General features: G+C 59.5%; 19 protein-coding genes. 9 read left to right on the top strand and 10 right to left on the bottom strand.

Annotated features, from left to right (window positions below; all coding sequences use genetic code 11):
• Positions 1–91: 91 nt before the first annotated feature.
• The 4 genes from ACK6D9_RS20900 to ACK6D9_RS20885 all read left to right on the top strand — a co-directional run bounded on the left by ACK6D9_RS20900 (position 92) and on the right by ACK6D9_RS20885 (position 4,093).
• The gene (locus ACK6D9_RS20900) at positions 92–2,407 is read left to right on the top strand and encodes a putative bifunctional diguanylate cyclase/phosphodiesterase (protein ID WP_412049952.1); all 2,316 of its coding nucleotides are present in this window, start codon (positions 92–94) and stop codon (positions 2,405–2,407) included.
• A gap of 220 nt (positions 2,408–2,627) precedes the next feature.
• Positions 2,628–3,377 (top strand): N-acyl amino acid synthase FeeM domain-containing protein, encoded by a 750-nt coding sequence (locus ACK6D9_RS20895; RefSeq protein WP_322987684.1) that lies wholly within the window; start codon positions 2,628–2,630, stop codon positions 3,375–3,377.
• A gap of 115 nt (positions 3,378–3,492) precedes the next feature.
• Entirely contained in the window at positions 3,493–3,717 is a 225-nt protein-coding gene (locus tag ACK6D9_RS20890) for an aa3-type cytochrome c oxidase subunit IV (RefSeq protein WP_322987685.1), read from the top strand.
• A 148-nt stretch (positions 3,718–3,865) separates the two neighbouring features.
• The gene (locus ACK6D9_RS20885) at positions 3,866–4,093 is read left to right on the top strand and encodes a hypothetical protein (protein WP_412049951.1); all 228 of its coding nucleotides are present in this window, start codon (positions 3,866–3,868) and stop codon (positions 4,091–4,093) included.
• 209 nt (positions 4,094–4,302) lie between these two features.
• Here the strand turns inward: ACK6D9_RS20885 and ACK6D9_RS20880 are convergent, their stop codons facing one another.
• From ACK6D9_RS20880 to rpsU, 3 genes are all read right to left on the bottom strand, one after another.
• Positions 4,303–4,803 carry a DUF992 domain-containing protein gene (locus tag ACK6D9_RS20880; RefSeq protein WP_412049950.1) on the bottom strand — a complete coding sequence of 167 codons (501 nt, stop codon included), beginning with the start codon at positions 4,801–4,803 and terminating at the stop codon, positions 4,303–4,305.
• Positions 4,804–4,928: 125 nt separating this feature from the next.
• Entirely contained in the window at positions 4,929–5,723 is a 795-nt protein-coding gene (locus ACK6D9_RS20875) for a tetratricopeptide repeat protein (protein WP_412051871.1), read from the bottom strand.
• Positions 5,724–5,904: 181 nt separating this feature from the next.
• Positions 5,905–6,141, bottom strand: a complete 237-nt coding sequence (gene rpsU / locus ACK6D9_RS20870; protein WP_322987701.1) for a 30S ribosomal protein S21 — start codon at positions 6,139–6,141, stop codon at positions 5,905–5,907.
• Between the two features lie 328 nt (positions 6,142–6,469).
• On the opposite strand from rpsU, the gene ACK6D9_RS20865 reads away from it, so the two are divergent.
• The 5 genes from ACK6D9_RS20865 to ACK6D9_RS20845 are packed head-to-tail and all read left to right on the top strand — an operon-like array spanning position 6,470 to position 11,974.
• A complete protein-coding gene (locus tag ACK6D9_RS20865; RefSeq protein WP_412049949.1) occupies positions 6,470–7,723 on the top strand; it encodes a sarcosine oxidase subunit beta family protein in 1,254 nt (417 codons plus the stop codon).
• Positions 7,692–8,090: a cupin domain-containing protein gene (locus tag ACK6D9_RS20860; RefSeq protein ID WP_412049948.1), complete on the top strand. Its 399-nt coding sequence runs from the start codon at positions 7,692–7,694 to the stop codon at positions 8,088–8,090. The genes ACK6D9_RS20865 and ACK6D9_RS20860 overlap by 32 nt, the downstream gene beginning before the upstream one ends.
• A 14-nt stretch (positions 8,091–8,104) precedes the next feature.
• The gene (locus ACK6D9_RS20855) at positions 8,105–8,428 is read left to right on the top strand and encodes a sarcosine oxidase subunit delta (protein ID WP_412049947.1); all 324 of its coding nucleotides are present in this window, start codon (positions 8,105–8,107) and stop codon (positions 8,426–8,428) included.
• Positions 8,425–11,421, top strand: coding sequence for a sarcosine oxidase subunit alpha (locus ACK6D9_RS20850; RefSeq protein WP_412049946.1), 2,997 nt, complete (start codon positions 8,425–8,427; stop codon positions 11,419–11,421). The genes ACK6D9_RS20855 and ACK6D9_RS20850 overlap by 4 nt, the downstream gene beginning before the upstream one ends.
• A complete protein-coding gene (locus tag ACK6D9_RS20845; RefSeq protein WP_322987691.1) occupies positions 11,414–11,974 on the top strand; it encodes a sarcosine oxidase subunit gamma in 561 nt (186 codons plus the stop codon). The genes ACK6D9_RS20850 and ACK6D9_RS20845 overlap by 8 nt, the downstream gene beginning before the upstream one ends.
• Here the strand turns inward: ACK6D9_RS20845 and ACK6D9_RS20840 are convergent.
• From ACK6D9_RS20840 to ACK6D9_RS20810, 7 genes are all read right to left on the bottom strand, one after another.
• On the bottom strand, positions 11,971–12,474 hold the full coding sequence (locus ACK6D9_RS20840; RefSeq protein ID WP_412049945.1) for a MaoC family dehydratase: 504 nt from the start codon (positions 12,472–12,474) through the stop codon (positions 11,971–11,973). The two genes, ACK6D9_RS20845 and ACK6D9_RS20840, sit on opposite strands and share 4 nt — an antisense overlap.
• Positions 12,475–12,541: 67 nt before the next feature.
• A complete protein-coding gene (glgX, locus tag ACK6D9_RS20835) occupies positions 12,542–14,527 on the bottom strand; it encodes a glycogen debranching protein GlgX (protein WP_412051870.1) in 1,986 nt (661 codons plus the stop codon).
• Positions 14,527–16,155 carry an alpha-D-glucose phosphate-specific phosphoglucomutase gene (locus tag ACK6D9_RS20830; RefSeq protein WP_412049944.1) on the bottom strand — a complete coding sequence of 543 codons (1,629 nt, stop codon included), beginning with the start codon at positions 16,153–16,155 and terminating at the stop codon, positions 14,527–14,529. The genes glgX and ACK6D9_RS20830 overlap by 1 nt, the downstream gene beginning before the upstream one ends.
• Positions 16,156–16,160: 5 nt before the next feature.
• Positions 16,161–17,603: a glycogen synthase GlgA gene (gene glgA / locus ACK6D9_RS20825; protein ID WP_412049943.1), complete on the bottom strand. Its 1,443-nt coding sequence runs from the start codon at positions 17,601–17,603 to the stop codon at positions 16,161–16,163.
• Entirely contained in the window at positions 17,600–18,871 is a 1,272-nt protein-coding gene (gene glgC, locus ACK6D9_RS20820; protein ID WP_322987695.1) for a glucose-1-phosphate adenylyltransferase, read from the bottom strand. The genes glgA and glgC overlap by 4 nt, the downstream gene beginning before the upstream one ends.
• Positions 18,872–18,905: 34 nt before the next feature.
• Positions 18,906–21,113 (bottom strand): 1,4-alpha-glucan branching protein GlgB, encoded by a 2,208-nt coding sequence (gene glgB / locus ACK6D9_RS20815; protein WP_412049942.1) that lies wholly within the window; start codon positions 21,111–21,113, stop codon positions 18,906–18,908.
• Positions 21,110–23,581 carry a glycogen/starch/alpha-glucan phosphorylase gene (locus ACK6D9_RS20810; protein WP_412049941.1) on the bottom strand — a complete coding sequence of 824 codons (2,472 nt, stop codon included), beginning with the start codon at positions 23,579–23,581 and terminating at the stop codon, positions 21,110–21,112. Before ACK6D9_RS20810 ends, glgB begins: the two co-directional genes overlap by 4 nt.
• Between the last annotated feature and the right edge of the window lie 12 nt (positions 23,582–23,593).

Genomic DNA, 23,593 nt, shown 5'->3' with positions numbered 1-23,593 from the left:
ATTGATGAAGTGTCTGATTTTGCCACCCCAATCAATGGGTTCTTAATCTCCCCTTGCTAGGTTCGGGGCCTGATTAAACAGGGCAGTGTTCATGCAACCCGCAAGAACCACAGCATTCGCGAACGATGTTCGCCTCTCCTTCGTAGCCTCGCTTTACCAAAAGCGGGGCACGCTGTTTGCTGGAATGATCGCCCATGTGGTTACGACGATGGCGATCTTTATTCGCATCGACGAGCCGTTCTATCTTTACGCTGCGGTGGCCCTGTTCATAATTTGGCTGGGTCGAAATATTGACATGATGCTCTTCGACCGGCTGGACAAAAGCAAATTCCAGCTGGCGGACACATTGCGGTGGGAAAAGCGGTATGTGGCCGGTTCGCTGGTTGCGGCATTTGCGCTTGGTTTGATGAGCGGGCATGCGCTGGTTGTGGCCCGGGATCCATTTGCCGAGTTGGCCGCAATTTCCGTGACGGTGGCGACCATGATTTCGGTCGTAGGGCGCAATTTCGGATCGAAGCTGAATGTCGACATGATCATTCTGGCTGCCTGCCTGCCGATGATGGCGGGTTTCTTCATGGCAGAAGATCCGTTCATGATGGTGCTGGGAGTGTTGCTGCTGCCGCTGTTCCTGACGACACGCTCGATGGCCAACGGTGTCCGCGACTTTCTGTTCAACTCGGTGATCGCGGAGCGGAAAACCGGCGAGATTGCCGAAAGATTCGACACCGCACTCAACAACATGTCGCATGGTCTGTTCATGCTTGACGGCGACGGGCGCATTGAAGTGGCCAATCGCAAGGCTCACGAGTACTTCCATATCGATACCGGCATCAACCTGACCGGGCGCTCTCTCAAGGCGGCTCTCAGGCTGGGAGCCCGCAACGGGTTCATCGCCAAGGAGAACTTTACTGATATCAACGGGCATTTTGAGAAACTGATCAGCGGCCGCGAGGAACGTGCTCTGGTTCGGTTCGATGCCCGGTCGTGGCTGGAATTCAGCGCGCGGCATCGCGGCAAGAAGGGTGTTGTGCTGACATTCGAAGATGTCTCGGCGCGCATCCAGTCGGACAAGCGGATCCTGCAGATGGCCCGTTTCGACAATCTCACCGGACTGCCCAACCGTTCATGGTTCAAGGAAGTGGTCGAGGCCAAGATCGCCAAAGCCAGGCCGGGGCAGTCGCTGGCGTTGGCGGTTCTCGATATTGATGATTTCAAGCACGTCAATGATACGATGGGCCATGTCAGCGGAGATAAACTGCTGAGCGCGATCGCCACCAGGCTTGGTTCCCTGTCACGCCACAAGTTCGTGATCTCCAGGTTCGGCGGCGACGAGTTCGTCCTGTTCATCCCGCATGTGGAAGATGAACGTGACCTTCAGACCACGATGAACCATGTCGTTGATACCTTGCGCGGCACCTATATCATCGATGGGCACAAGCTGTTCATCAGCTTGTCGGGTGGTGTTGCAATGGCGCCGGTTACAGGGGCGGTAATCGAGGATCTGCACATCCAGGCCGATCTTGCGCTGTATGAAGCGAAACGCCGCGACAAGAACCGCTGGGTGCTGTTCGAAGAATCGATGAACCAGCAATATTCCGCCCGGCAAAGGCTCAAGGTCGACCTGCGCGAAGCAATTCGGACCAAGTCGATGACGCTTGCCTATCAGCCGATGTTCAATCCGCAGGGTACACGGATTGCCGGCGCTGAAGCTCTTTCACGCTGGCTCCATCCCGAACTGGGGCCGATTTCACCGGCAATCTATGTTCCGCTGGCGGAAGAAATGGGGATTGTCAGCGACCTGACCCGGTGTGTTATCGATCAGGCTGCGCGTGACTGCGCCAATTGGCCGTCCGATCTGTTCGTGTCGGTCAACCTCTCGGCCCATGACCTTGGCGACCGCGAGATCATCGCGGTGATCGCCGACGCGCTTGACCGCACCAATCTGGCGCCGGAACGGCTGCAGTTGGAAGTGACTGAGAGCGGGTTGATGGGCGAGTTGGAAACTGCCAGCAGCATCCTTTCCGAGCTTCGCGGCATGGGCATGTCGATCGCTATTGACGATTTCGGCACCGGCTACTCGAGCTTGAGTTACCTCGACAAGTTGCCGCTCAACAAGGTCAAGATCGACCGCTCCTTTATCAGCGAACTGACCGAAGATCCCAGCAAGCTGAAGCTCCTGCGTGGTGTCGTCCACCTTTCACGCGAACTCGGGCTGGAGATCGTCGTTGAAGGCGTGGAGACTCAGGAGCAACTGAAGGTGATCCGCGACAATAATTGCGCCGACCTTATCCAGGGCTATATCTTCGGAATGCCGATGCCCATCGGTGCATTTGTCGAGCTTGCGAAAACGCTGGCGAGCGCTGAGGTGCGATCCATTGCCCGCCCGGCTGCGGCGAAGTCGGTCTAATCCATCAATCCAGATTTGCGACACTGCTCCGGCGTCTCGGCGCGTTGGGTGCCCTAAAATTGACCGGTGCTTTTTCACGGGATTGTTGTTTTTCCGGGCTAATTCCTAATTTTCGTTAACCATAATAGAGAGTTAACAGGTCGAATCCAGCGCGTGGAATTGATTAGTAAACTATTAACCATTAGCTTCCTCGCTACCAGACCGAGGGGACTAGTGAGCAATGACGACTGCAGCGTACGGTAAGATTTCCGGCTTCAATGCGAATGTGATGCGGTTTCTCGAGAATGTTGAATATCGCCGCATCGACAACGCCGATGACCTTGAAGATATAGCCCGCATTCGCCAGAAGGCATTTTCCATGGTGGGATTGGCGCCGCAGGACGGCACGATGCTGATCGACGATCTGGATTTCAAACCCAACGCCCATGTTATGGGCATCTTTTTCGACGAACAGTTAGTCTCGACCATCCGCGTTCACCACGTTACCGCGGCAAATCCGGATAGCGTCGCAGTGTCGCACTTTCCCGATGTGATGAACCCGCTGCTGGAGGCCGGGCAAACCTTTATCGACCCGGTGCGGTTTGCCGCCGATCCCGAAATCGTGCGCGAATATCCGGCGCTGCCCTATCTGACGCTGCGGGTGGCAACGATGGCTACCGACTATTTCAAAACCGATTTCTGCCTGTCGGTGATAAAGCCCAACCATCGGGCTTTTTACAAGAGGATCTTCAATTCGCACCCTCTTGTAGAGCCGCGTTACTTCGAAAAATACGACAGCAACATCGAGTTGCATGCGTCCAACGCGCATGTCGAGTTGCAGCGGATTTACAACAGGTTTCCGTTTTTCAACTCCCAGCCTTTCGAGCGCAAACTGATGTTCGCCCCGCGGCAGGACCTGATGATGCCCCCGCTTACGGTTCGCCCGACGGCACGGTACGCGCTTCAGAGCGCTGCTCAGCACGCCATATGATGGTCGCCGAGGTTTGATTTTCCGTTTTTGGGGTTTGGCTGGGGACCCTTGTCCATTGCACTTTGTCGGTGGTTTGTGTAATCCCTCGGTGAATTGTCAAATGGGGAGCTGAAGCATGGCTGAACAGATGAGCGGTCCTGTCGAAACCGGTGCAGCGATGGATTATCGCGAGCACGAAAAAACATATTCGATGTTTGTTACAGGCGCCAAATACAGCGTCATCACCATGGTTTCGGTGCTGATTGCGATGGCGGTGTTCTTTTTCACATCCGCAGGCGGCATCGTCAGCTTTCTGCTGTTCCTCGTTCTCAGCATCGGCGTCGGCATCCTTGCTCGCTGACATGTTTTCTTGAGCCAGGGCCGGGCCCTGATCCGTCCCGGCTTCCCTCATCCGTAATGTCGGAGGAGGGGCTCTCATCGGCGCCATAGTCTTTGTTGCCAAAGAGTTGAACTCGCTTGAAACGCGCGTGGACGTTTGACCTGTTGCGGTGAAAAAGATGACCGCGCTCGGGCTTGACCTCATTCTACAGAAAGCTGCAGGCGAAAAATCGCGTATTACCCACGCTGATTTTGTCGCCGCCGGAGCTAAAAGCGGTGGCGCTGCCGATGCCAGGAAAGCCGATGTCGTGCTTCGGGTTCGCCGTCCTTCAGATGCAGAGATCACAACGCTGAAAAGCGGCGCGATCGTGTTGGCGCGCGCCTGCGTGTTCGTCTAGCGGTTGCTGGGTTCGGGCTATGCCAGCATCGACACACCGTGTTCTACTAGGACAGCACGATGATGCTGCTCGGCGATGCCGCGAAGATGACCGATGATGATATCGTCAACGCAATCGAGCTCATAGCCGCGTTTATTCTGGTGCATCAATGAAAGAGGCCCGGCGCGTTGAACGCCGGGCCTCTTTCATTTTATGGACGACTGAAGCGTCTAGTTTGCAGCAGAGCGTAGCTGCAGTTCGGAAATGCCGACGGCGACATTGACGCCTTCCTGCGCCTGGACACTGACCGGCTGCAGCGAGACTGTCGAGTCGGAGCCGCCGACCAGGATATTCACGCCGGCACCTGCGGCAGCCGAGGCTTCAGCTGATACACCGGTGTAGTCGCCTGCCAGGGAGCCGGTCTGATACTGATAATCCGTCGTCGGGGCCAGAACCACCCACTCGATCAAGGTCGTGCCGGTGACGCCGATGTCGACGCCGAATTTGTTGATAACGCCGAAATAGGCTTCCTTGGCTTCATTCTCGTTTGCCGGTGTGTATTCACACGACAGATCTTTTGACGAACCGAAGATAAAGCCGGCACCGCCTTCAACGACGCATTCCAGCAGGCCCAGCTGTACATTGTCGGCCTTTGCCGGAATTGCCGTTGCGCCAATCGCAACAGTTGCGGCGATGATGGAGGCTGCGGTAATTGAAGTCTTGCTGATCATGGAGAACTCGCTTTTCTTTTCGTTGGTTCGCCATGACAACGGCAAGCGCCTGCATTGGTTCCGCAGGTGGCAACCATTGCATTCACAGATTGTATCAGAGGTACTTGTCGGCTTTTGGGTGCTGGTCAGCGAACCCGCGCCAGGCCATCAAGCGCCGGCCGGTATTTCGGGTCGAGCTGGGCGGCGCGGGCATAGGACTTGGCCGCACGCTTCTTGTCGCCGCGCCGCTCATAGATCAAAGCCTGATTGGCCCAGGATTCGGCAACCTGCTGGTCAAGTTCGACAGCACGGTTGAAATCTGCAAATGCGTTGACGTCATCATTGAGCGCGGCATAGGAAATGCCCCGGCCATTGTAGGGTTCCGGTGAATTGGGCGCCAGCGAGATGGATGCCGAGAAATCCTCGATCGCCTGCTCATGCTGTCCACGCAGCTGTTTGATCAGACCACGATTGTGATAGGCGCGCGGATCAGTGGTGTCGAGATTGATGGCCCGGTTGAAATCTCCCATGGCCTCGTCCATCCGGCCTGCCTGCCTGTAGAGATTTCCGCGACCAATATAGGCTACGTCGTAGCGCGGATTGATCTGCAGGGCACGACTGTAGTCGTTGGCCGCCTTGACCTGGTTGCCCATCGACCGGTGGATCAGGGCGCGGTTTGCATAAGCCTGGTAAAATGACGGGTTGAGCTGAATGGCGCGGTCAAAATCATCGAGCGCCTTGCTGAATTGCCCTGAGCGACCGTAAGCCGCACCGCGGACATTGTAGCCTTCAGGATTGCGCGGGTTGCGCCGTATCACCTCGGTAAGAGACGAAATGTTCTCGTCCGTGCCTTGCGCCCGGTCGATTTGAATCGCATCGATCGGGGAGGATGTGGCGCAGGCGGACAAGGAGATTGCCATTGCTGACATGATCGCCAGCATCAGCGGCCGTGCGGCTGCCGTTTTAATGTCATCTGTCTTGTTTGCCACTGTCAGACCCATAGACCTACGTCCCACATTGCTCACCGGGAACGGCCCGGTCGCCACATTGAAAAAGGCGGAGACGAATACTCGTCCCCGCCTCACATGCATGCAAGCCCAAAGGGGCAAAAAAACGGCTAAATCAACGTGATGCCGGACGGCCACCACCGATAAGACCTTCGCGCTGTGCGCGCTTGCGCGCCAGCTTGCGGACGCGACGAACAGCTTCGGCCTTCTCCCGTGCACGCTTCTGCGACGGCTTCTCATAGAAATCACGCATCTTCATTTCACGGAAAATGCCTTCGCGTTGCATTTTCTTTTTAAGAGCGCGGAGCGCCTGATCTACATTATTGTCGCGGACAAGTACCTGCACGTTGATCCCGTTCCTTCGAGTTTTTGGTTAGCTGAAGCAGCCTGTGTGAACAAACAATACCAGTTCGTTCGGCCAGAGGCTTTACGATTGATGCGGCAAATACCAGTTTCGAAAGCACAAGTCCAGTCCCAGCCTGCTTGACAAGCCGTGTGGCTGTGTATTTTTCATCCGGTAACGCCTGCGCCGAACCGGCCAATATGGCAAGCCCGTCGGTTTGGTAATGCCTGCTGCGACATTCATTGCCGCTCGGAAGTCGCAAAAGAACCGATGCGGGGCAAGCGAATTTGCTCTTGCTTCCATCACATACACCGTAACCATTCGGAGCCATAGAGAGATGCGCAAATTTTCCGCTTTTGCCGTAGCCCGTGAGGCCATGCGTGGCCACAAGGGATGGCCAGCGCAATGGACTTCGCCGGAGCCGCGCAAGAGCTATGATGTCATCATCGTAGGGGCTGGCGGACACGGTCTGGGAACCGCCTATTACCTGGCCAAGGAACATGGCATCACCAATATCGCGGTGATTGAGAAGGGCTGGTTGGGCGGTGGCAATACCGGTCGCAATACCACCATCATCCGGTCCAACTATCTCTATGACGAGAGCGCCGGTCTTTACGATCATGCGCTCAAGCTGTGGGACGGCCTGTCGCAGGACCTCAATTACAATGTGATGTATTCGGCGCGTGGCGTGATGATGCTGTCTCACAACGTGCATGACACGCAGGTGTTCAAGCGCCACATCCACGCCAACCGCCTCAATGGCATCGACAATGAATGGCTGACGCCTGAACAAGCCAAGGCGTTCTGCCCGCCGCTCAACATTCTTCAGTCGGCACGCTACCCGGTGATGGGAGCTGCGTTGCAGCGTCGTGGCGGCACCGCCCGGCACGATGCCGTGGCCTGGGGCTACGCGCGTGCTGCAGCCGCCATGGGCGTGCACATCATCCAGAATTGCGAAGTAACCGGGGTGCGCCGTGCCAATGACGGATCGGTTTCCGGTGTCGATACCAGCCGCGGGTTCATTGGCGCCAAGAAGGTTGGCGTTGTGGCTGCCGGGCACACCTCGGTGATCATGGAAATGGCGGGCGTGCGGATGCCGCTGGAAAGCTACCCGCTGCAGGCGCTGGTGTCGGAACCGGTCAAACCGATATTTCCTTGCGTGGTGATGTCCAACACCGTGCATGCCTATATCTCACAATCAGACAAGGGCGAGTTGGTGATTGGCGCAGGCACCGACCAATATACGTCCTATTCCCAGACCGGCGGGCTGCACATTCTCAGCCACACGCTCGATGCGATCTGCGAAATGTTTCCGATGTTCACCCGGATGAAGATGCTGCGCTCGTGGGGCGGCATTGTCGACGTGACGCCGGACCGGTCGCCGATTCTGTCGAAAACCCCGATCAAGGGACTGTATGTCAATTGTGGCTGGGGCACGGGCGGCTTCAAGGCGACGCCGGGATCGGCCAATGTCTTTGCCCACACGATTGCGTATGACGAGCCGCACAAGATCAACGCGCCGTTCAATCTGGAGCGTTTCCAGACCGGACGGCTGATTGATGAAGCGGCTGCTGCCGCCGTGGCGCACTGAGGCTGACCGGATGACCCGCCAACCGATCAACCTGAGTGAAAAGCTTGCCAAATTCGATGCGCTCTGGACACCCAAGATAGTCGCCGCATTCAACGGTCATGACGTGATGGTGGTCAAGGCCAAGGGCGAGTTCAACTGGCACGCGCACCCCGACACCGACGATCTGTTTCATGTACTCTCGCGGTGGCTGACGATCCAGTTGCGCGATGGTGATGTGACGCTGGGGCCAGACGAAATTCATGTGGTTCCCAAAGGTGTCGAGCACTGTCCGCGCGCTGATGAAGAAACGCATTTGTTGATAATCGAACCGGCCGGAACACCCAATGCCGGTGCCCCCGAAATCGCCGCGATCAAGACCCAGATCTGACCAAGGACCAAGCAATGCTTCTGATCCATTGTCCCTACTGCCTGGAAGAAAGGCCCGAGCTCGAATTTCGCAACGCGGGCGAGGCGCATGTCGAACGTCCCAGGAATATCGCCGAGATCAGCGATGATGAATTCGAGAAATTTTTCTTCATTCGTACCAATCCGAAGGGCGTGGCCTATGAGCGCTGGCGCCACATTCACGGCTGCGGGCGTTTTTTCAACGCGGTCCGCGATACGGTCAGCGACAAGTTCGTCACCACCTACAAGTCTGGCGAACCTCGCGTCGATGTTGCGCGCGGCGCTGACGGGATCGTGCGGACAAAAGGAGCGGTCCAATGAGCGGCGCGAACCGAATCAGTGGCAAGGGCCGGCTGACACCTGCCAAGAGCCTTCGCTTTACTTTTGACGGCAAGGCTTTTTCGGCGGTTGAGGGGGATACGCTGGCTTCAGCGCTGATCGCCAATGGGGTGCATCTGACCGGACGGTCCTTCAAGTATCATCGGCCGCGCGGCATGCTCTCGGCCGGATCGGAAGAACCCAACGCGCTGATGGATGTGGGCCGTGATGCGGCTCGGCGGACGCCGAATGTCCGAGCCACGGTTCAGGAGGTGTTCGACGGGCTTCAGGCAAAGTCGCAAAACCGCTGGCCGTCGCTTGCCTTCGATGTCGGTGGCATCAACGGTCTTGCGTCGCCGTTTTTTGCGGCCGGGTTCTATTACAAGACCTTCATGTGGCCGAAAATGGCCTGGAAGAAGATCTACGAGCCGATCATTCGCGCGGCGGCGGGGCTTGGTGTTGCGCCCAGCGAGCCGGATCCCGATCACTACGCCAATCATTACGTCCATTGCGACGTGCTGGTTATTGGCGGTGGTGCTGCCGGGTTGTCTGCGGCGCTTGCGGCCGCCCATGCCGGTGCCGAGGTGATCCTGTGCGACGAGCAGGCGGAAACCGGTGGCGCATTCCATCACGAGATTGATGCCGAAATCGATGGCCAGTCAGGCTGGGACTGGGCGCGGGCCGTAACTGCAGAGCTTACCGGGATGGACAATGTCCGGGTTCTGACGCGCACTACTGCATTCGGTTACCAGGCGCAGAATCATGTGGGCCTGGTGGAACGGGTGACCGAGCACCTGGCCAATCCGGACCCGGCGTTGCCACGTGAACGGTTGTGGCAGGTGCGCGCCAAACAGGTGGTAATCGCCACTGGCGCGATCGAGCGGCACATGGTGTTTGCCAATAACGACCGCCCCGGCATCCTGCTGGCTTCCGCAGCGCGGACCTATCTCAATCATTTCGGCGCCGCCGTTGGCGCCAAGGTAGGCGTCTATACGGCCTGCGATTCGGCCTGGCACGCAGCGTTTGATCTCAAGCAGGCGGGCGTTTCTGTTCCGGCAATCGTTGATGTGCGCCCGGACCCTGACCCGGCGCTGCTGGCGCGGGCCAAGGCGCTTGGGATCGAGGTGTTTACCGGCCAGGCAGTGCTCGACACCTCGGGCGGGCTGCGGGTGAAATCGATGAAGGTCGGCAAAGCTTCGGGCGGCGCCAGACGCGATATTGCAATCGATGCGTTGATCATGTCGGCCGGCTGGACGCCGTCGGTGCACATGTATTCGCAGTCGCGCGGCAAGGTGGTCTGGGACGAGGCAACCGAACGCTTCCTGCCCGGAGTAGATGTGCAGGATTGCACAAGTGTCGGCGCCTGCAAGGGTGTCGATGAGCTTGGCGAAGCCATAGCTAGCGCTGCCGAGGCTGGCCATCGTGCCGCCAAAGCCGCCGGGATTGGCGCAAAGCGCGCATGGAAGGCGCCAAAAGCGGTAGCCGGAACCTCCTGGGTTGGCAGCATGATGGGGTCGGCCGGTGGCGCTGGCCCCGACACCACCGTCAAGGCCTTTGTCGACTTTCAGAACGATGTCACCGCCAAGGATATCCGGCTCGCGGTGCGCGAGGGCATGCATTCGATCGAGCACGTCAAACGCTTTACCACCACCGGGATGGCCACCGACCAGGGCAAGACTTCCAACATCCACGGGCTGGCGATTGCCGCCGAGATGCTCGACAAGCCGCTGCCGAAAGTGGGGCTGACGACGTTCCGCTCGCCCTACACCCCGGTCACCTTTGGCACGATCGTCAATCACTCGCGGGGATCGCTGTTCGATCCGGCCCGTCACACGCCGATGCACAAGTGGGAAGTTGAGCACGGGGCGGTGTTCGAGGATGTCGGCCAGTGGAAGCGGGCCTGGTATTATCCGCGCGGCGGTGAGGACATGCACCAGGCTGTCAATCGTGAATGCCGCACGGTGCGCGAAGTTGCAGGCATGTTCGATGCCACGACGCTGGGCAAGATCGAGGTTGTTGGCCCCGACGCCGCGCAATTCCTCAATCTCATGTACACCAATGGCTGGGACAAGCTGCAGCCGGGCCGGTGCAAATACGGCATCATGCTGCGCGAAGACGGTTTCATCTATGATGACGGCGTTGTCGGGCGACTGGCTGAAGACCGGTTCCATGTGACCACGACCACCGGCGGGGCGCCTCGGGTCATGCATCACATGGAAGATTATCTGCAGACCGAATTCCCGGATCTCAAGGTCTGGCTGACATCGACTTCCGAGCAGTGGGCGGTGATTGCCGTGCAGGGGCCGAAGGCAAGGGAGATCGTCGCGCCCCTGGTCGAGGGTATTGATCTGTCCAATGAGGCAATGCCGCATATGAGCGTGCGTGAAGGCAAGATCTGCGGTGTGCCGACACGTCTGTTTCGGATGTCGTTTACCGGGGAAGCCGGCTACGAGGTCAATGTGCCGGCTGATTATGGCGAGGCGGTGTGGAAGGCGCTTTGGGCGCGGGCAGAACCTCTGGGTGCTTGTGCCTATGGCACCGAGACCATGCATGTGCTGCGTGCCGAGAAGGGCTACATCATCGTCGGTCAGGATACCGACGGCACGGTGACGCCGGATGATGCCGGGCTGAACTGGGCGGTAGCGAAGAAAAAGCCTGACTTTGTCGGCATTCGCGGCATGAAACGGCCGGATCTGGTGTCAGCCGGGCGCAAGCAATTGGTCGGCGTCATGCCCAAGGATCCGGATATCGTGCTGGAGGAAGGCGCGCAAATTGTCGCCGACCCGAACCAGACCGTGCCGATGACCATGATCGGGCATGTCACCTCCTCCTACTGGTCGGAGAATTGCGGTCGTTCGATCGCCATGGGGCTGGTTGCTGACGGACGGGCGCTCAAGGGCCAGACACTTTATGTGCCGATGCCAGAGCGGACGATTGAAGTGGAAATCACCGACACGGTGTTCTTTGACAAAGAGGGAGTGCGCCTGAATGGCTAAATCCGCTCAAGCTACCCGTACCGACCCGCTTGCAGAGCGTATCAGCGGCTCAGCCGGCGTTGCATTGGCACCGGCAAAACCTGCCACCCGCGTCTCGTTGAGGGCTGACCCTGCCGATGCCAAGGCGCTGTCGAAGACGCTCGGCCTCGCGCTGCCATTGTTACCCAAGACATCTGCCAATAATGGCAAAGGCCTCTGGGCGTTGTGGCTCGGTCCCGACGAATGGCTGATCATCGACGAGAGCGGCGGAGGCGATCCGCTGGCGGCGCTGGCCAAGGCAAAAGTGCTGCATTCGGCGGTGGATGTGTCGCATCGCAATACGGCGATCCTGGTCAGCGGCAAGGGTGCGCGCGCCACGCTCGAGGGCGGATGCCCGCAGAATCTGAGTGATCGGGTGTTCCCGGTGGGCGCCGCCACGCGCACGGTGCTGGGCAAGATCGAGGTGGTGATCCTGAGAACCGGAGACACGGAGTACCGGGTCGAATTCTGGCGCTCCTTCTCGGACTACGCCTTCGGGTTCCTGTCGGAAACGGCCAAGGACTGCCTGGCTTAGAGTTCGGCTTCCGAGCTGTCGCGTTGCGGCACGTCCTTGGGATCGAACTGGAAAACGGTGAGCCAGGTCGCGGTCATGGCCGGTTTTTTGCCGCCTTCGATTTCGACAGTTACCCCATAGGTGGTCATTAGCAGTCCTGGCGCCCTCATCCGCGCTTCCTTCAACACGAAGCGGCCGCGAATCCGCGCCTCCACCGGGACGGGCACCATGAAACGCAATTTTTCGAAGCCGTAATTGATGCCGATGGTCGGTTCACGAAATTGCGGCACCGCGTCAGCTTGCATTGCCGACAACAGAGACACGGTGAGAAATCCGTGGGCAATGGTGCCGCCAAACGGGGATTGTGCCGCCCGAGCCGGATCTACATGGATGAACTGATGATCGTCGGTGGCATCGGCAAACTGATCAATGCGCGATTGCGGTATGTCGATCCATCCGGAAACCCCCAGTTCGGAGCCGACCAGATCTTCGATTTCTGAAATTGAAATTTCTCGAACCACCGAGATTCTCCTTAAGGCAGCTAATGGCGCCCGCCCGCATTTGGCATGATCCGGGCAACGGGTTGTTCTATGAAGCCGGGGCTGTTTCATTCCAGGCCATGACCGTGCGGGCGGGAACGTTTTCATCCCGGGTTAAGTCCGGGATTGCCGGGCTCCAGCAACCGGTTGTTGCCGGAAGATTAGGAGACAGGGCCTGTGTCCCGCGGTTGAACAGAACCAGCAGGCGGTTTCCCGCTGGTCCGAGCGCCATCATGAAGGCCATGCGTGCAGGGTCCTCCCATTCGGCCGGTGTCATCGGCTGTCCTTCCGCAGTCAGCCAGGCAACCTGGTCTGGATTATCCGTTCCGTTGGCATCAGACAGCAAATGCGTCCGTTCGAGCAACGGTGATTCGGCCCTGAGTTTCGCCCAGGCACGGGTGAAGGCCAAGCGCTGATGATTTATATGCTCCCAATTGCGCCAGGTGATCGGGTTGTCCTGCGCATAGGCATTGTTGTTGCCACCCTGGCTATGGCCGAATTCGTCGCCTGCGGTCAGCAGAATGGTGCCGCGGCTGGCAAATAGGGTGGCAATCAGCGCTTGCGCACCGGCTTCCCGCGCAGCGAGAATGTCCGGATCATCTGTGGCGCCCTCGACGCCGTTGTTCCAGGAATAATTGGCATCATGGCCATCGCGGTTGGCTTCGCCATTGGCTTCATTGTGCTTGGTTTCGTAGGCCACCAGATCGCCCAGCGGAAAGCCGTCATGGGCCGAAACGAAATTGACGCTTCGGGTTTTGACAGCACTGTCCCTGGCAAAGATGTCGGAGGATCCCGACAGACGTGTTGCCAACGCACCGGTCATGCCGGCGTCTCCCCGCCAGAAACGGCGGATATCGTCGCGGGCCTGGTCGTTCCATTCGAGCCAGGGGGGGCCGAAATTGCCAAGCTGATAACCGCCGGGACCTATATCCCAGGGTTCAGCGATCATGACCCGGTCATGCAGCACCGGATCATCGACAATCTGTTGCAGCAGGCGCGCACCCGGCGAAAACCCGTCCGGGTCGCGCCCAAGGATCGGGGCGAGATCGAAGCGGAAACCGTCGATACCGGCCTGAGTCACGAAATGGCGCATGGAGGCGAGCACCAGTTCCTGGACCTCGGGTCGGTCGCAGGCCAGCGTGTTGCCGCAGCCGGTGTCGTTGATCAGCGATCCCGGATCGTCCCGGTGATGGCGGTAGTAAGTGGCGTTGCCAAGCCCGCGCATCGACAACGTCGGCCCGTCAGCGTCGCTTTCGCCGGTGTGATTGAAAACCACGTCAAGAAATACGCTGATCCCGGCCTGGTGCAGCGCGTCAACAGCTTGGCGCAGATCGGCAATGCCGCCGGGCGCCAGTCGCGGGTCCAGCGCCAGCATGGTGACCGGGTTGTAGCCCCAGGCATTGGTTAGCCCCAGTGGCGGCAGATGGCGCTCGTCAATCCAGGCGGCGATCGGCATCAGTTCCACCGCGCCGATGTGCAGGGAAGCAAGATGCTTGATGATAGCGGGATGGCAGAGGGCCCGCAGCGTGCCGCGGTCAGCTTCGGGGATATCGGGGTGAAGCAACGTAAACGCGCGCACCGGCAGTTCGTAGATCAAGTCGCTCGGTTGGAATTGCGGCCTGGCCGGATTCAGCGCCGGCAGTTTGTATTCAACCACCGATTTCGGCACTAGAGTTGCCGTATCCTCGCCGAATGTGCCCAGGCGGGAATCATAGGCAAAGGGTCGGTCAATCCGCACAGCAAAGGGATCGACGAGCAGTTTGCTGGCGTCAAACAGATGGCCCTGTTCGGGCGCCCAAGGGCCGTCGGCGCGAAAACCATAGCGTGCGCCTGCGCCGATGCCGGGGATAAAGCCGGTGAAATAATCTTCCGGGCCGATGGTTAGATCCGTACGTCCTGTTTCCCGGTCGGCATCGTCAAACAGGCAGACGCAAACCGATGTCGCCCCCGGCGCCCGCACGGCAAATTGCACACCATTTGCCGTCGGCTCCGCGCCAGGCCTTACGGGCCGGTTCAATTCGTCGGTTCCGTTCATCAGGTGATGACAGTCGGCGCTTCGCGTCCGGTCCATTTTCCAATTTCGGCCAGCGTCTCGGCGGCTTCGATCACCGGGGCGAGGGCCGCCTGGGTTTCCTGGTCATGGAGGGATGGATCGGGTTCATGGCGTTCCATGTAGACCCGCAGCGTAGCGCCCGACGTGCCGGTGCCTGACAGCCGGAACACCAGCCGCGATCCACCTTCGAAAAAGATCCGCAGGCCCTGATTGTGACTGACCGAGCCATCGACCGGATCGTGATAAGTGAAGCTGTCGGCACGTTCGATGGTCAGCGATCCGACCTGCCTGCCGGCGAGGTCCGAAATCCCGCCTTCGAGCGCCTGTATCAACTGGTTGGCGCGACCGGTGTCGATTGCCTCGTAATCATGTCGCGAATAATAGGTGCGGCCGAACTGAGCCCAGTGATCACGGACGATGTCGATCATGCTCTGCTTGCGGACGGCGAGAATGTTGAGCCACAGCAACACCGCCCAGAGGCCATCTTTTTCGCGCACGTGATCGGAGCCGGTGCCGGCACTTTCCTCGCCGCAGATGGTGCATCGTCCGGCATCGAGTAGATTGCCGAAGAACTTCCAGCCGGTGGGCGTTTCGTGCATTTCGACGCCCTGCTTTTCGGCGACCCTGTCGGCTGCGCCGCTGGTCGGCATCGAACGGGCGATGCCCTTCAGGCCACCCTTGTAACCCGGCGCCAGATGGGCGTTGGCGGCCAGTATCGCCAGCGAATCCGAGGGGGTGACGAATATGCCCTTGCCGATGATCAGGTTGCGGTCGCCGTCACCATCGGAAGCTGCGCCGAAATCGGGCGCGTCGTCAGCCATCATCCGGTCAAACAAAGCCTTGGCGTGAACCAGGTTGGGATCCGGGTGGTGGCCGCCGAAATCCTCCAAAGGCGTTGCGTTGTAGATGAGTTTGGAATCTACGCCGAGGCGACGCCCCAGGATCTCGCTGGCATAGGGACCGGTGACGGCATGCATGGCGTCGAAGGTGACCCTGAAGCCACCGGCGATCAGGGAGCGCATGGCGTCAAAATCAAACAGGGTCTCCATCAGGTCGGCGTAATCGGCGACCGGATCGACGATCTCGACGGCCATGCCTCCGGCCTCGAATGTGCCGGTCTGATCGAGATTGACATCGTCAAAACCGGCGATCAGGTAGCGGTCGATCTCCCCGGTCCGGGCGAAAATCTCATCGGTGAGCTTTTCCGGTGCAGGGCCGCCGTTAGATATGTTGTACTTGATGCCGAAATCCTCGGTCGGGCCGCCGGGATTGTGGCTGGCCGATAGGATCAGACCGCCGAAGGCTCCGGATTTTCGGATCAGATGCGAGGCTGCCGGTGTCGACAGGATCCCGCCCTGTCCGACCAGCACCCGGCCAAAGCCATTGGCTGCCGCCATCCTGATTGCGGTCTGAATGACGTGCCGGTTGTAGTAGCGGCCATCGCCGCCGATCACCAGGGTTTCGCCCTTGAAGCCATCGAGGCTGTCGAAGATCGACTGGATAAAGGCTTCGGTATAGCCAGGTGTCTGGAACACAGGAACCTTCTTGCGCAGTCCCGACGTGCCGGGTTTCTGGTCGGGGAAGGGGCTGATTTTTACGGTCCGGATCATCAATTTCATCTCTGTAGGGCAAGGAGTTCGCGGTAAAGCGTGGCGTAACGGGTGGCGCTTCGGTCCCAGGAAACATCCGCCTTCATGCCCTGATTTTGCAATCGCGCCCACACTTTGGGCTGGCTGAATGCGCGGATCGCCCGGCGGATGGCTTCGCGCAACGCATCGGGCGTGACCGGGGCGAACTGGAAACCGGTGGCGACACGGGCGGCGCTGGCTGCCTCGTTGGCGTCAATTACGGTGTCGGCGAGGCCGCCGGTGCGCGCTACCAGCGGGACATTGCCGTAGCGCAAGCCATAAAGCTGGGTCAGCCCGCAGGGTTCGAAACGGGATGGCACCAGAATCACATCACCACCGGCCTGCATCAGGTGCGACAACGGCTCATCGTAGCCAATCACCAGTCCGACCTTGCCGTGATGGCGGGCAGCGGCTGCAAGCAGCATCCCTTCGAGTGCCACATCACCGGAACCCAGCACCGCCAGCTTGCCGCCCATGGCGACAATGTCGTCGACAATCTCGGCGAGCACGTCGATGCCCTTCTGCCAGGTCAGACGGCTGACGACGGTGAAGACCGGGCCATCGGTATCTGCCAGTCCGAACCGCTCGGCAACGGCTTTGCGATTGGCCTGCCGCTTCTTCAATTTGCCGGCCGCGTAATTGGTCGCGATCATCGGATCGGTACCGGGATTCCAGACGCCGGTATCGATGCCGTTGACGATCCCGTACAAATCCGCGGCGCGGGCGTTGATCAGGCCATCAAGCCCCATGCCGAATTCGGCCGTACGGATTTCCTGTGCATAGGTCGGGCTCACCGTTGTGATCGCCGAGGCTAGTTGCAGGCCGCCCTTGAGAAAGCTGACATCGCCGTAATACTCGAGCCCTTCGACCGAGAATGCCGATGCCGGCAAACCCAGCTCAGGAAAGATTTCGGGGCCGAACTGCCCCTGAAAAGCGAGATTGTGAACCGTCATCACCGTGGGCGTGGCCGCAGCCTTGCCCTGCTTTAGGTAGACCGGAACGAGACCCGCCTGCCAGTCATGGGCATGAACCAGATCCGGTACCCAGCCGCCTACGCCGTTTTCTGCAATATCGGCCGCGGCCCGGCAAAGAGCGGCAAAGCGCCGCCAGTTGTCTGGATGGTCGAGGCCCGTCGCATCCGCGTAGGGGCCGCCGTCGCGATCGTAAAATAACGGCGCATCAAGCACCAGGCACTGCATGTCGTCGACAGTGCAGGCGAGAACCGAGGCGGTGGTGCCGAACAGGTCATCGAACTCCATCACCGGGGTCGGCTTGCGGATTTTCGCCATCACCGGTCTGTAGCCCGGCAGCAGCACGCGCATGTCGATGCCATGGCCGGCAAGTGCCGCCGGAAGGGCGCCGGTGACATCGGCAAGCCCTCCAGTCTTGATCAGAGGGTAGACTTCGGATGCGACGGAAAGAACCTTCATTCGTAAATCAGCCCCGCGCGGTTGAGCATTTCCTGGGTGATCAGGCAGATACCCGATTCGGTGCGTGTGAAGCGGCTGGCGTCGAGCTCCTTATCTTCGCCAACGATCAGGCCTGCCGGAATCTTGACACCGCGATCAAGCACCACCCGGGACAGATGGGCGCCGCGGCCGATCACGCATTCGGGCAGCACCACCGCTTCACTGAGCGTCGAATAGGATCGGCACAAGACGCCGGAGAACAACAATGACCGATTTAGTTCGGCGCCGGAGATGATGCAATCGCCCGACACCAGTGATGACAAGGCCATGCCGCGACGGCCGTCTTCGTTGTGCACGAATTTTGCCGGTGGACGGATTTCCGCATACGTCCAGATCGGCCAGGAGCGGTCATAAAGATCGAGTTCCGGCAGGATGTCGGTGAGATCGATATTGGCCTGCCAATAGGCATCAACGGTCCCCACATCACGCCAGTAGGCCTCGTGGCTGGGGGTTTCGCGGACGCAGGAATCGGTAAACCGGTGAGCCACCGCTTTGCCGTTCTTGACGATGTAGGGAATGATGTCCTTGCCGAAATCACGGCTCGAACCGGGAGTTTCGGCATCACGGCGCAATTCGTCCATCAGGAAGTCGGTGTTGAAGACGTAGATGCCCATCGAGGCCAGCGCCATATCGGGTTTGTCGGGCATGGCCGGCGGGTCGGCGGGCTTTTCGACAAAGTCGATGATCGTGTCGCTGGCATCGACATGCATGACGCCGAAGCCGGTGGCTTCCATGCGCGGCACCTCGAGGCAACCAACGGTCACGTCGGCTCCGGAATTGACGTGCTGCTGCAGCATCAATTCATAGTCCATCTTGTAGATGTGGTCGCCCGCCAGAATGACCATGTATTTGGGCGCATAGCTCTCGATGATGTCGATGTTCTGAAACACCGCGTCGGCGGTGCCGTCATACCATTGCGTTTCCGAAACGCGCTGGCTGGCGGGCAGAATGTCGAAGCTTTCATTGCGCTCTGGCCGCAGGAAGTTCCAACCGCGCTGCAGGTGGCGAATCAGCGAGTGGGCTTTGTACTGTGTCGCCACGCCGATACGCCGAATACCGGAATTAAGCGCGTTGGACAGGGCGAAGTCGATGATCCGTGTCTTGCCGCCGAAATAGACAGCCGGTTTGGCGCGAACGTCGGTGAGTTCTTTCAGTCGGCTGCCGCGGCCGCCCGCCAGTACATAGGCCATGGCGTCACGCGCCAGTGGCTGGACCCTTTTCTGCTCCATGTCTTCCTCCCGTTCGGTTTTGGCCGCACCCGGTTCAACCGGGCGTCAACATCAACGTTGCCAATGGCGGCAGTGTCAGCTCGGTAACGGTGCGTCCGTCCTCCAGACGCGTGGTCACTTCGCCCATGTTTCCCTTGCCGGAGCCGCCATAGATGGTGGCGTCGGAATTGAATATCTCGCGCCAGGTTCCGCCCTCGGGCATCGGCACCTGGTAGTTTGTGTGAACGTTGGGTGTGAAGTTCGAGATGACGACTATCGGTTTTTCGCCCGGCGCGTGGCGGGCCCAGGCAAACACCGAATTGGCGCTGTCATCGGCGATCAGCCATTCAAAACCTTCCGGCTCGCAATCGCGGGCGTGAAGCGCGGGCAAGCGCGTGTAGAGCTTGTTGAGGTCACGCACAAGGTCCTGCATGCCGTGATGGCGGGGGTCGTCGAGATGATCCCAGTCGAGCTGCCGGGCCTCGCTCCATTCGCCGCGCTGGGCAAATTCCTGGCCCATGAACAGTAGCTTCTTGCCGGGATAGCCCCACATGAAGCCGTAATAGGCGCGCAGATTGGCGAACTTCTGCCATTCGTCGCCGGGCATCTTGGTTAGCAGCGACCCTTTGCCGTGCACCACTTCGTCGTGGGAGAGTGGCAACACGAAGTTCTCCGAAAAGGCATAGAGCAGGCCAAAGGTGAGGTCGTCATGATGGTGTTTGCGATGGATCGGATCGCGGCTCATGTAGGACAGGGTATCGTGCATGAAGCCCATGTTCCATTTGAACCCGAAGCCCAGCCCGCCCTCATGCACCGGCGCCGATACCTTGGGCCACGAGGTGGATTCCTCGGCAATCGTGACGATGCCGGGATGGGTGGCGTAGACCGCCTTGTTCATGTTGCGCAGGAAATCGACGGCTTCGAGGTTTTCACGGCCGCCATCCCTGTTGGGTATCCACTCGCCTTCCTTGCGGGAATAATCAAGATAGAGCATCGAGGCTACCGCATCGACCCGCAGGCCGTCGACATGATAGGCCTCGGCCCAGAACAACGCGTTGTTGACGAGAAACGACACCACTTCCCGCCGGCCAAAATTGTAGATCGCCGTGTTCCAGTCCGGGTGAAAACCCTGACGCGGATCGGCGTGCTCGTAAAGCGCGGTGCCGTCGAAATGCGACAGGCCGTGAGCGTCTGTCGGAAAATGTGCAGGCACCCAGTCTAGAATGACACCGACACCGACCTGGTGGGCTCCATCGACAAGCCGGGCAAACCCCGCAGGCTCGCCAAAACGCGCCGATGGCGCATAAAGCCCGGTGGTTTGATAGCCCCAGGACGGATCATAGGGGTGCTCGGAAACCGGCAGAAATTCGATGTGCGTAAAGCCCATCTCCACACAGTAGGGGATCAGTTCGGCAGCCATCTGGTCCCAGGAGAAGAATGAGCCGTCGTCGTGGCGGCGCCAGGAACCCGGGTGCACCTCGTAGATCGACATCGGCTGACGGCGGGCATCGACCTTGCTCCAGTGCTCACGGTGGGCTTGGTCACCCCATTCATGATCGAGGTCGGCAGCGACGATGGACGCCGTGGCCGGCCGAAATTCGGCGCGCCGTGCGTAGGGATCGGCCTTGAGCGGCAGTTTCTGCCCGTCCGGCCCGATGATCTCGAACTTGTAGGCGGCGCCGGGTTTAACGTCGGGGGCAAATATTTCCCAGATGCCAACATCGCTGCGCTTGCGCATGACATGACGGCGCCCGTCCCAGTCGTTGAAATCGCCGACGACGGAAACCCGGCGGGCATTGGGCGCCCAGACCGCGAAATGCACGCCTTCCGCGCCTTCATGCGTGATCGGATGTGCGCCAAGCTTGTCGAACAGCCGCAGATGCGAGCCCTCGGCGATAAAATAATCATCCATCGGCCCGAGCACCGGTCCGAAGCTGTAGGGATCACCGATCTGCCAGGCGCCGGTCGCATTGGTGGCGGAATAGCGTAGTGGTTGGCGTTGCTTGAGGTTGACCCGGCCTTCGAACAGGCCTGCGACCGCACCTTGTTCAAGTTGACCAACAGGCTCGCCGGCCAAAGTCAGGACCTCGACAGAATCGGCACCGGGGATAAAGGCGCGGGCGATCATGCCTTTCTGGTGGTCGTGTAATCCGAGAACAGAAAAAGGGTCTTCATGCGCTCCCGAAGCGATTGCTTCTGCTTCATCCACAGGCAGGCTGAAGCCAGTCTTGTCGGCGTCGCGCACGGTTCCCTTTTGTTTCATGGGCCGGCTTTCCAGATTTCTTTCGCATACTGGCGGATTGTGCGGTCTGATGAGAACCAGCCAACCCGCGCGGTATTGATGATAGTACGGCTATACCACGCCTCTTCGTCAACCCACAAAGCGTCAACCTGGCGCTGGGTCTTGGCGTAAGCGTCAAAATCGGCGGTGACCATGAACCAGTCATGATCGTAAAGCCCGGCGACAAGATCGGTGAAACGGTCACGGTCGTCCTGACTGAAAACGCCCGACGAAATAGCCGTCAGTGCTTGCGACAGTTCGCTTGATGCCTCGATGATGGCGCGGGGCTCATGGCCTTCGGCGCGGCGCGCGGCGACTTCGTCGGCGGTGAGCCCGAAGATGAAGATATTGTCCTCGCCCACACATTCGCGGATTTCGACGTTGGCGCCGTCAAGCGTGCCGATGGTCAGCGCACCATTGAGGGCGAACTTCATGTTGCCGGTGCCCGAGGCTTCCATGCCTGCGGTCGAGATCTGCTCGGACAGATCAGCGGCCGGCACCATCACTTCGGCCAGCGAGACGTTGTAATTGGGGATGAAGGCGATCTTGAGCAGGCCGCGTACGGCGGGATCATTGTTGATCACCCGCGCCACGTCGTTGGCGAGCTTGATGATCAGCTTGGCGTTGTGATAGCTCGGCGCCGCCTTGCCGGCGAAGAATTTCACACGCGGGACCCAGTCGAGTTCGGGGTGCGAGCGGATCTGGTCGTACAGCGCCACGGTCTCGATGATGTTGAGCAATTGCCGCTTGTATTCGTGAATCCGCTTGATCTGGATGTCGAACATCGCCGACGGATCGAGCTTGATACCCATCCGGCGGGCGACAAGATTTGACAGTTGTGCCTTGTTTTCACGCTTGATCGCGGCAAAGCGGGCGCGGAACTCGGAATCTCCGGCAAAGGCATCGAGCGCGGAAAGCGCTTCGGCATCGTCCATGAATTCGTCGCCGATGGCCTCGCGGATGAGCGAGAACAGCCCGGGATTGCACTGCATCAGCCAGCGCCGCGGGGTGATGCCGTTGGTCTTGTTGTTGATGCGGTCCGGGTAGAGACCGTGCAGATCGGAAAACACGGTTTTTTTCATCAGATCGGTGTGCAGCGCCGACACGCCATTGATCGAATGCGACCCGACGAAGGCCAGATTGCCCATCCGGACACGACGCTCACCGCCTTCATCGATCAGCGAGACCGAGCGGGCCTGTTCGTCGTCATAGCCGCGCACCTTGCGGGCGTGCTGCAATACGATGGCGTTGATGGCGTAAACCAGTTGCATGTGACGGGGCAATAACCGTTCAAGTAACGGCACCGGCCAGCTTTCCAGCGCTTCGGGAAGGAGCGTGTGGTTGGTGTAGCTGAAGGTCTTGCGGGTGATGTCCCAGGCGGGGTCGAATTCCATGCCGTGAACATCGATCAGCAACCGCATCAATTCTGCCACCGAAATCGCCGGATGGGTGTCATTGAGCTGGATCGCGACCTTGTCGGGCAGCGAACTCAGGTCGTCATATTGCTGCAGGTGACGGCGCAGGATGTCCTGCAACGAGGCGGAGGAGAAGAAATATTCCTGTTTAAGCCGCAATTCCTGCCCGGCTGGGGTCTGGTCAGCCGGATAGAGCACCCGGGTGAGTGCTTCGGCCTTGTTGCTGTCGCGCAGGGCGCCGATGTGATCACCGGCGTTGAAGGCGTCGAGCAGGATCGGGTCGATTGGCTGTGCAGTCCAGAGCCTGAGCGTATTGACGCGCTTGGCCCGCCAGCCGACCACCGGTGTATCGTAGGCAGCGGCGATCACGCGTTCCAGTGGCTTCCAGACGTAGCGCTGGGTCCCGGTGGTGCCGTCATCGACGGTGTCGACGGTGCCGCCGAAACCTATTTCGTAGGCGCACTCATGGCGCTGGAATTCCCAGGGGTTGCCGTGGGCCAGCCAGTTTTCCGGCAGTTCGACCTGCCAGCCATCGCTCATCTGCTGACGAAACAGGCCATGAACATAGCGGATGCCGTAGCCATAGGCGGGAACATCGACCGTGGCCATGGATTCCATGAAGCAGGCGGCGAGCCTCCCCAGTCCGCCATTGCCGAGGGCCGCGTCAGGTTCCAGGGCGGCTACTGCGTCAAAATCCACGCCAAGCGATTGCAGTGCTTCGCGGACCTCGTCGAGCATTTCGAGGTTGGACACTGCGTCGCGCGTCAGCCTGCCGATCAGGAATTCCAGCGAAAGATAATAGACTCGCTTGCTGCCGCTCTCATAGGTCTGCCGTGTCGACGCCATCCATCTGTCGATCACCCTGTCGCGGATCACCAGAATGGTAGCAGTCATCCAGTCATGCGGTTTGGCGATCTTGGCGTCCTTGCCGATCGAATAGGTGAGCCGTTCGATGATCTCGGCCGCCAGCGCTGCCGGGTCGGCGCTGCGTGGGGCGGGCGAGGGAAGATCGGCGAGGGCAGATTTGGTGATCATCAATGGTTTCCA

Origin of the sequence: Hoeflea sp. Naph1 (assembly GCF_046837775.1) — a bacterium.
Taxonomy (GTDB): Bacteria; Pseudomonadota; Alphaproteobacteria; order Rhizobiales; family Rhizobiaceae; genus Hoeflea.
The sequence above is the reverse complement of the archived record's forward strand: the minus strand, read 5'-3'. Positions and strand labels throughout refer to the sequence as shown.

Excerpts from the sequence above, each read along its gene's own strand:
- glgA (WP_412049943.1), bottom strand. The coding sequence starts at position 17,603 with ATGAAGGTTCTTTCCGTCGCATCCGAAGTCTACCCTCTGATCAAGACT.
- ACK6D9_RS20880 (WP_412049950.1), bottom strand. The coding sequence starts at position 4,803 with ATGATCAGCAAGACTTCAATTACCGCAGCCTCCATCATCGCCGCAACT.
- ACK6D9_RS20810 (WP_412049941.1), bottom strand. The coding sequence starts at position 23,581 with ATGATCACCAAATCTGCCCTCGCCGATCTTCCCTCGCCCGCCCCACGC.
- ACK6D9_RS20845 (WP_322987691.1), top strand. The coding sequence starts at position 11,414 with ATGGCTAAATCCGCTCAAGCTACCCGTACCGACCCGCTTGCAGAGCGT.
- ACK6D9_RS20875 (WP_412051871.1), bottom strand. The coding sequence starts at position 5,723 with ATGCTGGCGATCATGTCAGCAATGGCAATCTCCTTGTCCGCCTGCGCC.
- ACK6D9_RS20860 (WP_412049948.1), top strand. The coding sequence starts at position 7,692 with ATGAAGCGGCTGCTGCCGCCGTGGCGCACTGAGGCTGACCGGATGACC.
- ACK6D9_RS20850 (WP_412049946.1), top strand. The coding sequence starts at position 8,425 with ATGAGCGGCGCGAACCGAATCAGTGGCAAGGGCCGGCTGACACCTGCC.
- ACK6D9_RS20865 (WP_412049949.1), top strand. The coding sequence starts at position 6,470 with ATGCGCAAATTTTCCGCTTTTGCCGTAGCCCGTGAGGCCATGCGTGGC.
- glgB (WP_412049942.1), bottom strand. The coding sequence starts at position 21,113 with ATGAAACAAAAGGGAACCGTGCGCGACGCCGACAAGACTGGCTTCAGC.
- ACK6D9_RS20890 (WP_322987685.1), top strand. The coding sequence starts at position 3,493 with ATGGCTGAACAGATGAGCGGTCCTGTCGAAACCGGTGCAGCGATGGAT.
- ACK6D9_RS20855 (WP_412049947.1), top strand. The coding sequence starts at position 8,105 with ATGCTTCTGATCCATTGTCCCTACTGCCTGGAAGAAAGGCCCGAGCTC.
- glgX (WP_412051870.1), bottom strand. The coding sequence starts at position 14,527 with ATGAACGGAACCGACGAATTGAACCGGCCCGTAAGGCCTGGCGCGGAG.
- ACK6D9_RS20895 (WP_322987684.1), top strand. The coding sequence starts at position 2,628 with ATGACGACTGCAGCGTACGGTAAGATTTCCGGCTTCAATGCGAATGTG.
- ACK6D9_RS20830 (WP_412049944.1), bottom strand. The coding sequence starts at position 16,155 with ATGATCCGGACCGTAAAAATCAGCCCCTTCCCCGACCAGAAACCCGGC.
- glgC (WP_322987695.1), bottom strand. The coding sequence starts at position 18,871 with ATGGAGCAGAAAAGGGTCCAGCCACTGGCGCGTGACGCCATGGCCTAT.
- ACK6D9_RS20900 (WP_412049952.1), top strand. The coding sequence starts at position 92 with ATGCAACCCGCAAGAACCACAGCATTCGCGAACGATGTTCGCCTCTCC.